Origin of the sequence: Peteryoungia aggregata LMG 23059, from assembly GCF_030814435.1 — a bacterium.
GTDB classification, from domain to species: Bacteria; Pseudomonadota; Alphaproteobacteria; order Rhizobiales; family Rhizobiaceae; genus Allorhizobium; species Allorhizobium aggregatum.
The window spans coordinates 568,380-580,907 of record NZ_JAUSUW010000001.1; the positions used below are offsets into that span (position 1 = coordinate 568,380).

9 protein-coding genes are annotated in these 12,528 nt (G+C 61.0%); all 9 read right to left on the reverse strand.

Annotated features, from left to right (window positions below; all coding sequences use genetic code 11):
• Window positions 1-129: 129 nt before the first annotated feature.
• The 9 genes from bglB to J2045_RS02685 all read right to left on the reverse strand — a co-directional run bounded on the left by bglB (window position 130) and on the right by J2045_RS02685 (window position 12,527).
• A complete protein-coding gene (bglB, locus tag J2045_RS02645) occupies window positions 130-1,242 on the reverse strand; it encodes a beta-galactosidase BglB (protein WP_166599036.1) in 1,113 nt (370 codons plus the stop codon).
• A 24-nt stretch (window positions 1,243-1,266) separates the two neighbouring features.
• Entirely contained in the window at window positions 1,267-3,777 is a 2,511-nt protein-coding gene (locus J2045_RS02650; protein ID WP_307369092.1) for a PA14 domain-containing protein, read from the reverse strand.
• On the reverse strand, window positions 3,774-5,051 hold the full coding sequence (locus J2045_RS02655; RefSeq protein ID WP_307369094.1) for an HAD family hydrolase: 1,278 nt from the start codon (window positions 5,049-5,051) through the stop codon (window positions 3,774-3,776). The genes J2045_RS02650 and J2045_RS02655 overlap by 4 nt, the downstream gene beginning before the upstream one ends.
• The gene (locus tag J2045_RS02660; RefSeq protein WP_307369096.1) at window positions 5,051-6,094 is read right to left on the reverse strand and encodes an ABC transporter ATP-binding protein; all 1,044 of its coding nucleotides are present in this window, start codon (window positions 6,092-6,094) and stop codon (window positions 5,051-5,053) included. The genes J2045_RS02655 and J2045_RS02660 overlap by 1 nt, the downstream gene beginning before the upstream one ends.
• The gene (locus J2045_RS02665) at window positions 6,094-7,149 is read right to left on the reverse strand and encodes an ABC transporter ATP-binding protein (protein ID WP_307369099.1); all 1,056 of its coding nucleotides are present in this window, start codon (window positions 7,147-7,149) and stop codon (window positions 6,094-6,096) included. Before J2045_RS02665 ends, J2045_RS02660 begins: the two co-directional genes overlap by 1 nt.
• Before the next feature lie 12 nt (window positions 7,150-7,161).
• The gene (locus J2045_RS02670) at window positions 7,162-8,325 is read right to left on the reverse strand and encodes an ABC transporter permease (RefSeq protein WP_307369102.1); all 1,164 of its coding nucleotides are present in this window, start codon (window positions 8,323-8,325) and stop codon (window positions 7,162-7,164) included.
• A gap of 6 nt (window positions 8,326-8,331) precedes the next feature.
• Window positions 8,332-9,318 carry an ABC transporter permease gene (locus J2045_RS02675; protein ID WP_307369105.1) on the reverse strand — a complete coding sequence of 329 codons (987 nt, stop codon included), beginning with the start codon at window positions 9,316-9,318 and terminating at the stop codon, window positions 8,332-8,334.
• Between the two features lie 141 nt (window positions 9,319-9,459).
• Entirely contained in the window at window positions 9,460-11,364 is a 1,905-nt protein-coding gene (locus tag J2045_RS02680; protein ID WP_307369108.1) for an ABC transporter substrate-binding protein, read from the reverse strand.
• 119 nt (window positions 11,365-11,483) lie between these two features.
• Window positions 11,484-12,527 carry a LacI family DNA-binding transcriptional regulator gene (locus tag J2045_RS02685; RefSeq protein ID WP_307369111.1) on the reverse strand — a complete coding sequence of 348 codons (1,044 nt, stop codon included), beginning with the start codon at window positions 12,525-12,527 and terminating at the stop codon, window positions 11,484-11,486.
• Window position 12,528: the final 1 nt, after the last annotated feature.

Genomic DNA, 12,528 nt, shown 5'->3' on the forward strand with positions numbered 1-12,528 from the left:
ATCGCGTTCAGGATCAGACCTCCGGCCATCTGCTGTCAGCCATCACATGATGACCACTGCTCGACCGACTTTATGATCTTCCATGCACGTTTCAAGGTGCTTCCGGCCCCGCGCCGGGCGGCAGAGATCTCAGTTGTCGCGCCCGCTCCCACGCCCTCCAGCCTGCGACGCTTCGCTCATCGCGCGCACAAGAAGCAGCATGACCAGGGCTTGCCCGTAAGGTGCCGGAACGTTCGGTATCTGGCGATAGAATTCGAGGGTGTGGCCCATCGGTGTACCATCTGAAACCTGCAACACGATGCCGCTTCCGTCGATCCTCGAGAGAACGGCAGCCAGCGCACGCTCGGCAACCGGACGGTAGCTTTCGTCGACGATACCGAGATCCATGCCGCGCAGGATGCCATAGGCGATGGCTGCCGTCGCAGAGGTCTCCTCGGGCGAGGTGGGATCGCAGACCAGCGTGTTGAACATGCCGTTGTCACGCTGATGGGCGGCCAGGGTCCGCAATTGCCCTCCTAGGATATGCACAAGGTGCCGCTTGAGATGCGCCGGCACGTGCTCGACGAGACCGAAGAGTTCCGGGATTGCGACGGTGATCCAGGAATTGCCCCGCGCCCAGAAGGCCTTGGCGAAGTTGTGTCGTCCGTGGAAGGTCCATCCGTGATACCAAAGGCCGGTGACCGGATCGGCGAGAAAGCGCTCATGCACCATGAACTGGTAGAAAGCCTCTTCGATCCAGTCCTGTCGACCGAAACGCTGCCCCGCCCGAGCCAGGAAAAGGCAGGTCATGAACAGCGTGTCGTCCCACAATTCGCCGTCGTTCATGCGCTCCTTGACGACATGCTGGAAACCACCGTCCTCGGTTTTCGCCAGCGACGTGACGAGCCAGTCCGCCCAGTCTCGAACCAGTTCTTCCCAGTCGGGACGGTCGACATGGTCGATCAGCACGCAGAGCGGCAGCATCGGCGAGCTGGAGTTCACCTGCCGCGGCGGCAGACCGCGCCCGATCTGCCAGTCATACCAACGCGCGATCGCATCGATCAGCGAGCGGTCCTGGATTGCCTCGGCATGGCGCAGGAGACCATAGATGCCGACACCAACCTCCCAGTCCCATTCATCGAACTGGATGTCATAACCACTGTCCGAAAGGTCGGCGGTTTCGTTGATGCCCTTCAGCCTGGCCAGGCCGACGGCGACGCGCGAAAGGGCTTCTGAAAGAACTTCGGGAGCGGGAAACAACATGCGCGAAAATCCTGACTTGGGAGACTAGAAGGAAGCCGCATCGATCCGTTGGATCATCGGATCGATGCTTCTGTTCGGGAAAAGGTGAGGCTGGCCGTCGACAGAGAGACCATCGAGCCAGTCGAGTACGAGAGAAGGCCCTTGGGGCTGCCGGACAGAAACCCGTCGACCGTCGTCGGACAGTTCCACCCGGGTTTGGGCGAGCAGGTTTCGAAAGCTCTGCAGATTGCCGGCATCGGCTGCATCAGCGACGACCACATACCAGGCCGAGTTCGTCCCCTCTGCCCGGAACTCGATCCCGGCGCACGGCCCGGTGTCGACCGGCACGATCGTGCGGGTCGCCGTGAGCGCAGCGAGCCCCGCCCCGCTCCTGAGCATGATCCAGTTGTTCTCCAGGACGACTTCGTCGAAGGCCTGGCACTCGACATAGCCATGCGTGAAGGGAAGTCGCGCATCCACCCCGAGATCGTAGAGAAGCAAAGCCGAGTTCTGGAACTGTGCCGCCCGCGGCATCGAGCCGTTGCCTGCCCAGTAGGAGGGGCGTTGGTGTCCCCAGGGGTCGTCCTCGCCGGGATGATTGACCCAGGCCCTCGCCAGCGGATGGGCTGCGAACCTGATGTCGAGAATGTGCTGCTGATGCCCGCGACCGCCGGGCTTCCCGTCCATGGTCGACGAAAGCTGCACCGCCGCCGTCTTGTAGAGAACGAGCCTTGCCGCCTCGTCGTGGCCCTGGACATAATGGGCGGTGATTGCCTCGCCTGCGGGTGGCGTGACCACTTCCGCTGCGGCAACAGGCGGGCTGTAGTCGCCGGCCGCCAACATCGGCAACGCAGCAACACCATCGTTGAGCCATCCCTCACCGAAGCCAACTGTGGCGAAGGGGGCAAGCTCCGTCAGTGGCCCCGCCCGCAATTCCTTGTCATAGGCGCGCCCCATGGTTCCGGCCGGGACACCCGCCAGCGTATGCAGCCCGATCATGACGAAGAGGCGATCGAGCAGCGTCCGCGCACGATCGCGGACAGCGCCCTGGCCAAGATGTTCCAGCGCAAGCAGGCCGATAAAGTCGATCGGGTAGTAGGCTGCAGAATTCCACTCCGCCAGACCGTGAACCTCGACGGAATCGAACCAGTGCATCAGACGATCGCACGCGAGGTCCGCCTGCGCCGCGCCGAGACGACCAGAGCATTCAAAGCGATGGTCCGGATACAGACGACCGGCCAGATACTGCGAAACATGGAAGCAGAGGACATGGTTCTCGCTCCAGAACCACATGACATCGTTTCCGGGTTCATCCACCCAATAGCGATAGCCGAGAATGCTGTGCTCGATTTTCGCCATGATGTCTCCGGGTATCTGAGCAGCATAGCAAGCGGCTGCCCAGAGGAGCGGCACCATGACGAAATCCGAGCAGTCCCGCCGCTCGTCGATCGCAGCAAGCGTGTTGTCGACAATCTCCCGGAACGTCGCACCGACGGGCAAACCATGGGCTAGCGCGGCCACGGCGCGCCCAGCGCGCAGTTCGCCATGTTCGGCCATGTATTCGAGCGCAATCGCCTTTCGTTGCGCCAGGGGCAGATGCCGCATGTCGCGCGGTGGATCTCGAAACCTGGCAAAGGCGATCTGCCGTTCGACCCGAGTCTCCCCGACCGACAACGTAAGGTCCAGAGCGTGATAGGCATCCGGCAAGGTCCACACACCCTCAAGGGTGACCCGCCGTTCACCAGCGCTCAATACCGCACGCGCATCGAGAAGCGGAGGCTTGCCACGCATGTGAACACTGGGCAGGATCTGTGCCCGGATCTCCACGTCGACAGAAGCAGGAGTTCCGAATTCGAGAACAAGCTCGCCATCGCGCACATGCATCGGGCTTGGCCGAACATCCCTCGCCAGCGCCTTCAAAACCTCGATCGTTTCGACAGAAACGTCGACCGGCAATTCGATACGCAGTGGCACCGCGTCGAGAACGGTCAGCTCGAAATACCAAAGTGCGTCACGCTCGGCGAGTTCCTCGGCAAGGACAACGATTTCGCTGCCACCGGCCTCAAGCCACAGCTCGATCTCCGTCACGCTTTCCTTGTTGCGCCGAAAGGGCTCGAACTTTGCGGCCAGCGCGCCGTCCACCCAAAGGTGGACACCGCCACACGTGGCAAGCCGAAGGCGATAGCGACCGGATACCGGCGGCACAATCCGTGTCCGCAGCCAGCGCGCCAACAGGGTCGGACGGTGCCAGAAGCCGGAAAACTCGACCCGCCGGTTGAACCCGGGAAGGTAAAGGGCGCTGATCGGAAAGTCGGCCGTCAACGCCACGGTCCGCGCCGCCACATGCTTCCAGAGTGCCAAGCGGCACGGTAGGTCACCGACATCGACGAAACCATTGACGAACCGGTAATTGACCCGGTCTTCCGCCAGTTCCGGCTCCCCGGGATAGAGCGTTTGGGTGATCTCCCCCATGGCCCAGGCCGTGATCGCTTCGCCCGTTTCGACGAGGAAGCCCTTGGATGCCTTATCGGCATCGGTCGCAAGAGCGTGCTTCATTCGACATCCCCTCCTCTTTCGACTGCGGCTGCCGGCAGGGCAAGCTCGATCTTCTCCAGGAGTGCAGGCAACTGCGTGATCTGCCGGATGGTCAGGCGCGGGCGTTCACGACGGTTTTTCGGGCGATGGGACCGCCGGAGTGACCACGCCAGAAAGACGCTGATGAGGCCGAAGCGGTTGGCGCCCAGGATGTCACGCTCAAGATTGTTGCCGACCATCACCGTGCGTGCGCGGTCATCCCCCGAAAGCCCAAGGGCTTCGAACGCGGCCGCAAACATGCGTGCGGACGGTTTGAGCTCGCCGACATCGCCGGAGATCACATGCGCCTCGAAGCTCGACCATAATCCGTGCTGGCCCAGCAGGTTTTCAAAGGTGGCCCGCGGCCCATCGGCGACAAGCGCCAATCGATGACCCGCAGTCGCCAGTTCCTGCAGCATGGCATCGGCGCCGGGGATGAGCTTGCCGGACAAGACGACATCAGTGCCTGGTGACTTTACCTCCGTGGATTCGTCAACCAGCGTATCACCGCAGTCGAGCAGGACGGCCGCCAGATGCGGCACTGTCCCGGGAAGCCGCCTCGTCAGCGAGGCAAAGCGTCGTGGGATCCAGTCGCCGAGAACCTCCCATGGAAGAAGGACCGGCTGTATAGCATCGGATACGGGCGCAAAGGTCCACGCCGGAGCGAACGAACGGCGTTTGAGATGAAGCCGCGCGAGCCTGATTTCGTAGCGCGATGCCGTGATCAGCCCCTTGTCGGAAAAGAGATTGGAGAGATGGATACCCTCCTCCCCGGCAAAGGCACCGCACATGGCATCGACCAGCAACCCGGCCTGGCGCCTCATTGCGTCGGCATCCGCCCAATGGGCATGTTTGCCTGGCTCGACGAAAAGCACAGGCCGCCCCTCCTCAACCGGCAGCGACCCATCCGATCGCCGCATTGGCAGACGCGTCCCGTGCCTGGATGCTTCGACCCTCACGACGACCCCATCATCATCAAGGTGAACCCAGACATGTTCCAGATCATAGAGGTGCTGAATGTCCCAGTCGTACCAGATCGCGTACTCGATGACGCTCCCCTTGCCAGGCCTGATCCTGAATTTTGAAGACACGGATTTGGCCGGCTCGCGATAAACCGCATAGCCGATCGCAACAGGCGCGAAGGGCTCGTTGCCGTCGAGAAGAAGTTTGGGGCGATGCCTCTGCGCAAGAGCATGGTCGGGACTGTCCGTCGGGACCGGTGGCAATGCGGCCAGGGAAGGAATGCAATCACTCATCAGACGCCGACTCCGGTCAGATCGAGGCTTTCGGCATGATGGCAACGCACTTGCCGCCCCCCTGCAAGCGTTCGCAGTGCCGGGGTCTCCTTGCGGCACGCCTCGTCGGCATAGGGGCAGCGTGGATGAAACGGGCAGCCGCTGGGCACATTCATTGCATCCGCGATCTCGCCTTTCAGGGGAACCCGCTTGCGGGCGCGATTGCCGCGCGGATCGGGCTGCGGCACGGCCGCCAGAAGTGCCTCTGTGTAGGGATGCAACGGCTTCTCGAACATCTCGTCCGTCGGGCCGACCTCCATCAACCGACCGAGATACATGACGCCGACCCGATCCGAGATATGCTCGACCATGCCCAGATCATGCGTGATGAACAGATAGGTCAGGCCCAGCTTTTCCTGCAGGTCCTGCATCAGATTGATGTTCTGCGCGGCGACAGACACGTCGAGGGCCGAAACGGCCTCGTCGGCGGCGATGAAACTCGGGTTGAGGGCCAGCGCACGTGCAATCCCGATGCGCTGGCGCTGACCGCCGGAGAACGCATGCGGATAGCGCATGATGTATTCCGGTCGAAGCCCGACGAGCCCGAGCAGTTCGGCGACCCGATCCTTGATCTCGGCGGGCGTTCCCATGCCATGAATGACAAGCGGCTCTCCCACGAGGTCAAGCAGGCGCATACGGGGATTGAGCGAGGAATAAGGATCCTGGAAGATCATCTGCATCTCCCGCCGGATCGACCGCATTTCGCGATCGCCGAGACGGGTGAGGTCGACCACCTCGCCACTCTCCCTGCGAAACAGGATCTCGCCATCTGTGAGGTCATAGGCCCTGAGGATCAGCCTTGCGATCGAGGATTTTCCCGAGCCGCTTTCGCCGACAAGGCCAAAGGTCTCGCCCTTCCGGATGTCGAAACTGATGTCGTCGACAGCCTTGACCGTGGCGACCTCGCGGCGGCGCCAACCCTCGTAGATCGGAAAGTACTTCTTGACCCCGCGAACCGAAATCAGCGTGTCCTTGTCCAGGGTCTCTTGGTGAGGCATCTGCATCAGGCAAACTCTTTCGCTGGGACGATCTGGCCCGCAAAGTGGCAGCGGGCCTTCTGGCCGCTGGCGAATGAAACATCGTCTGGAACCGCCACGTCACAGACCCCGGCAACGCCGTGCAGACAGCGCGGATGGAAGGAACAGCCCCGGGGCACATTGTAGGGGTCCGGCACCACACCGGCGATGGTGCGCAGCCGGTTTCCATGGCTGCGGCCCAGACGCGGGATCGATTGGAGAAGCGCTTGCGTGTAGGGGTGCTTGGGCTCGTAGAAGATCTCGTCCACCGTCCCGGTTTCCACGACACGGCCGAGATACATCACCGCGACACGGTCGGCGATATCGGCCACAACGCCAAAATTGTGGGTGATGAAGACGATCGCCATGCCGAGATCCTCCTGCAGCGATTTCAGCAGCTCGAGGATCTGCGCCTCCGTCGTCACGTCGAGCGCTGTGGTCGGCTCGTCGGCGATCAGCAAAGTGGGATCACAGGAAAGCGCAAGCGCGATCATCGCCCGCTGACGCATGCCACCGGACAGATGATGCGGATAGCGATCGACAATGTCGCTCGGCCGCGGCATCTGGACGCGAGTGAGCAATTCGATCGCCTGGTTCCTGGCCTCTGCCTTTGAGACCTTCCTGTGCAGCATGACCGTCCGCATGATCTGCGTGCCGATCGTATGCACCGGAGAAAGCGCCGTCATCGGCTCCTGGAACACCATGCCGATATTGCCGCCGCGGATCTCGCGCATTTCTCGGCCCTGCCAGTCGAGATCGGAAATCCGGACTTCGGTGCCATCACTGCGGCGGAAGCGGATCGAGCCATGGGCGTTGATCGCATTGCGTGGCTGGAGCCGCATGATCGACCGCGCCGTAACCGACTTGCCCGATCCGCTCTCGCCGACAATGCCGAGCACTTCGCCTCGGTTGACGTGATAGGAAACGCCGTTGACCGCCTTCACGAGACCGTCGCGCGTCGGAAAATGCACCCCGACATTGTCGAGCTCGAGCAGTCGTTCCGCTGGCATCGGTGCCGGATTTCCGTTGTTGATGGACTTCATCGGACGACCTCCTCATTGTCCATAGGGGTCGGCCGCATCACGCAGGCCATCACCAATGAAGTTGAACGCTAGGACCACCAGCACCACGGCCACGCCGGGCGCCAGCAGCCAGGGCGCCATGGAGATCGATCGCAGATTTTGCGCATCCTGCAGGAGCACACCCCAGCTGACGACGGGTGGACGCAGACCAAGCCCAAGGAAACTGAGCGCCGTTTCGCCGAGGATCATTTCGGGGATAGCCAGTGTCAGGGCGGCGATGATGTAGCTGGTCATGGCCGGCAGCATGTGGCGCGTGACGATCCGGTATTCGGAGGCACCTGCGAGCCGAGCCGCGAGCACATAGTCCTCGGTCTTCAGCGACAGAAACCGCCCGCGCACAACCCGCGCGAGATGGGTCCAGCCGATGAGCGACAGGATGAGCGTGATCAGCACATAGACGAAGATCGGATCCCAGGCGATCGGCAAGGCTGCGGCAAGCCCCATCCAGAGCGGGATGGTCGGGATCGACCGGATGAACTCCATCAGTCTCTGGATCGAGGAGTCGATCCGCCCGCCATAGTAACCGGAGATCGCGCCAAGGCTCAATCCGAGGACGAAAGCGAAGGCAACCCCGACCAGACCAGCCGACAGGGTGACACGGGCACCATGGATAAGGCGGCTGTAGAGGTCACGGCCGAGCGAATCCGTGCCAAGCAGATTGATCTGCTGGCGCCGATCATCAACGCCGAAAAACCGCAGGCGCGTCTCGACCAGACCGAACAAGCTGTAGGGCTCTCCCTCGACGAAGAAGCGGATGGGGAGCGGCTTGCTCGTGTCTTCCACATACATGACACGCGCCGTTTCGAGATCACGCGTTCTCTTCATCGCATAGACAAAGGGGCGGCGGAGTTCGCCTTCGTGAACGATCCGCACGTCGCTTGGCGGTGCAAGCGTATTCAGGCGATTGATTGTGAAAGGTGCATAGGGCGTGAAGAAATGCGCGAAAATCGCCAGCACCGTCAGGATCGTCATGAAGACGAGCGAGACCACCGCAAGCTTGTGCTTTCGGAACCGCCACCAGACCAATGTCCAGGGCTTTGCGGTGTAGAGGGTTTCGTCGCGAAACTCCTCCTTCGGTGCGAGAGGGGGCAGGCGTGGTGCCAACATGTGGGGTGCGAGATTGGGGAGGTCGTTCATGGGGCCTCACGAAAACCGGATACGCGGGTCCGACATCGCGAGCAGGATGTCGGAGAGCACCGTGCCGATGACGGTGAAGACGCTGAGGATGAGAATGAAACTGCCGGCGAGATACATGTCCTGCATCTTGAGCGCCTGAAGCAGCAGCGGTCCCGTCGTCGGCAGGTTGAGCACGACGGCCGTGATGACATCGCCCGAGAACAGCGCGGGCAGCGCCCAGCCAACGGTGGAGATGAAGGGGTTGAGCGCAACACGCACCGGATAACGCCAGACCACGGTCCGCTCGCTGAACCCTTGCGCATAGGCGGTCTCGACATAAGGTTTGCGCAACTCGTCGAGCATGTTGGCGCGCATGACACGAATGAGACCAGCAGCACCTCCCGTGGCAAGCACCACGAGCGGAATCCAGATATGCGTGAGCATGTTGACGAACTTGTCGACATCCCAGGGTCGATCCTGGAATTCCGGCGAAACAAGCCCGCCGACATCCATGTTGAGCCAGACGAAGGTCATCCACATAAGCACAAGGGCGAGCAGGAAATCGGGGATACCCTTGCCCAGGAAGCCGAAGACGGTGAAGACATAGTCGAAGACGGAATATTGCCGGGTGGCGGAATATACGCCGACAGGGATGGCGATCATCCAGGTGAAGATCATGCTGAGCGTCGAGATCGCCAGCGTCAGGCCGAGCCGGTCCCAGATGAGGTCGCTGACCGGTGCGTTCCACTCGAGCGATCGACCGAAGTCGCCGTAGAAGACGATGTTCGAGATCCAGCGCCAGTACTGCACCAGGATCGGATCATTCAATCCGTATTGCTGCCGCATCAGCTCTTCCTGCAGCTCGGTGATGTATTCACCGCCGCTGCGCAGCTGCGCAGCATAGGCCGAGACGAAATCGCCTGGCGGCAGCTGGATGATCATGAAGGCGATGAAGGAGACGAATACCAGGGTGGGAATCGCCCACAGCAATCGCCGGACGGCATAGCCGAGCATGCGTGTTTCCTCTGTCTTGCCCGAACACCCCGCCATGGCGGCTGACCACCACCGGGAGCGCTTCGGCAGATTCGACGGGTGTCTAGGACTGAGAGCCCCGCTTCGACATTGCTGGCGATGCGGGGCTCGACTTCACGGAGATTACTGGACCATCCACATCTGCTGTGTGCCACCCAGACCGATACCACGGGTGATGTCGTCTTCGATCAGACCGTCGCGCAAGTTCTTGAAATTGCTCTTGGCAACAGCCAGTGCAGGCGACTCGCCGACGATACCGATTACCCAGCCCTGCGTGACGAAGGTCTTGATCAGATCCGTCAGCGCCGCATCTGCCGCTTCACGGTTCGATGCCTTTGCAGCTGCGTCCCAGCCAGCAAAAACTTTACGGATCGGATGATCTGCCGGCGGCTCGATGCCTGAGACACCCGCAGTCGAATACCAGATGTAATATTGGTTGGCGTAGGAATCATTGCCCATCATGATCCGCGGATCTGCAGCAACGACGGACAGACGATCGAACGGATACCATTGCATCTGGAACTCGTTGTTGTCGCGGCTGGCATCCCATTGCGTCCGGTCGATCAGGCGCGGCAGCAACTCGACACCGATCTGCTTGTAGTTGTCGGCCACGATTTCCATCGTTTTCGGGCCGTTCGCATGCTGCATCTCGACGACGATCGACAGGCGCGTGCCATCCGGACGCAGACGGAACCCATCTCCGTCCCTCTTGTCGAGGCCGATCCCGTCGAGCAATTGGTTGGCCTTGTCAGGATCGAATTCGGCCCAATGGGTTTCGAGTTCGGGATCAAAATTCGGAGAACCGGTGACGGGTGAGGCCTGTCTGGGTTCCGCCAGTCCGGTGAAGACGAGCTCGTTGATCGTCTCGCGGTCGATGGCAATGCTCAGCGCCTGGCGGAAGTCGGAAGTCTCGTAGAGTCCGCGCAGGACATCGTCCTTGACGTTGAGGTTCGGAACGAGCGACCAGGTCTGGGCCTGTGTCCAGCGGTAGACCTTGTAGTCCCCCTTGGCTTCATTTTCCTTGTAGAAGGTGAAGTCCTGCGGCTCGACATAACGCATCTGCATGTCGATCTGCCCCTGGACGATCATCAGGTTGAACGCCTCCTGCTCACTGAAGAGTCGATGCGAGATGCGATCGATATAAGGCAACTGGTTCCCCGCCTGATCCACGGCATAGTAATAGGGATTGCGAACCATGGTAACGACCTCGGCAGGAGCCGGGGTTTCGATCTTCCACGCCGTGATGACCGGCAGATCCGGGTTCTGCCACCAGGCCGTCACCGCCCCCTTGGAACCCCAGAGATCCTGCCATTTCTCAACGCCGAATTTTTCGGTCGCCGCCTTCAATTCCGCTTCCGAGGCGTGCTTGTTGTTGAACTGCTTCAGATAGTGCTTTGGAAAGATGAAGCTCGGACGATCAAGGCTCGGTTCACCGGTCGAATCCTTGGCCAGGATTTCGAGGAAGTAGACATAAGGCTGATCGAAACTGACCTTGAAGGTCCGGTCATCGACGATTTCCAGATTCATTGGCTTGCCACCCGGGGCAAGCGTCTGATCGACGGACGCCAGCAGATCCCGGTTCAGGAAGACGTCATTGTACCAGAACTCGACATCCTCGGTCGTGACGGGCTGACCGTCCGACCACTTCAACCCCTTGAGCAGCGTGAAAGTGAAGGTGCGGGAATCCTCACTGACGGAGTAGGACTCAACGTAACCCGGAACCAGCGACAGCTTGCCGTCGGCGCCTTGCGACCACTTGACGACGCGCTCTTCCATGAGCTTCGTCGGCCCCCAGCGGTCACCCGGGCCCTTGTAGGCGCGCTGCCAGTTGCCACCATACTGCCCAACCTCGACCGCGTTGACCACGGTTGGATTTTCGGGAAGCCGCTGCTCCACCGGCGGCAGGGCTCCGGCCTTGACCTGTTCCGCAAGCATCGGAGATTCATTGAATGCCAGTGCCGGACCAGCCAGGCAGCAGGCCATCAAGGCCGAAACGAAAACCTTTGAAATTTTTTCACTGCGCTTCATTGCATCCTCCCAGATAACGCAAATATTTTCGTGCCATCCCCACGAAAATCCATGTTTAACCGAAATCTAAACGCTGAATTCTCAAAATCAAGACAAAAATATTTTCACATATACTTGGATTAAATCGCACGCGCACTCTCCCGCTCTATCAGTTTGCAGCCGAGTTCGATGCGGCAGGGCGGATGCTCCGGCCCATAGACCGACAGCCTGTTCTCCAGGGCCTGCAATGCCAGGACCGCCATCTCCTGCAAGGGGACCCGCACCGTCGTTAGCGGCGGTCTGGTCAGGTCGCCAAGCGCCACACCGTCGAAGCCCACGACGGCGACATCTTCAGGCACCCGGATACCGTGGGCCTGAAGTGCCTGCAGCGCACCGACTGCGAGATTGTCGGAAGCGCAAAAAAGAGCGGTGGCTCCGCCGAGCCCGCCTTCTTCCGATAGCAGCAATCGGACGGCCGCCTCGCCATCACTCGGCTTGTAGCCGTCTGCGATATAGACGCGCCCAAGCTCCGCAGGCAGTTGCCTTTCCCGATAGGCATCGAGAAAGCCATCGACACGCCGAGTGATGGTCCCGCGACCACGCCATGTCAGGTGAAGGATATTCTGATGCCCACGCGACAACAGCCACTCGGTCGCGAGCCGCGCCGCATAGCGGTTGCCCGGCGTCACGGTATCAACCGACATCGAGGGGTCCTCGCCATTGAGGAGGACGACCGCAATCCCGGAGGCTGCAAGTGTCCGCAGAAGCTTGGGATTATCGTCGTAAACGAGCACGATACCGTCGGCATAGACAGCCTTGGCGCCATCGATGATTTCCTGGGCATTCAGGCTCTCTCCACCGGAATGCGCAACGACCCGAACCCCGCGCTTTTCGCATTCTCGTGTCAGCGCCGTCAGCAGTGTCCAGGAAAACAGGTTGGTATCGACATGCGGGACGTTGCCGGGCGGCACGGCAAGATAGACCGTGGAGAGCGAGGCAATCGATCCCTTCTGCTGTCGTTTCGCGAGATAGCCGAGACGTCTGGCCGCCTCAAGCACACGGCTGCGCACCTCCGGCGAGATGGAAGCCGTCCCATTAAGCACATGGGAGACGGTGCTGAGCGCCACTCCGGCTTCACGCGACACATCCTTGATTCCGACTTTCGACCTGTCTGAAGTGTCCATG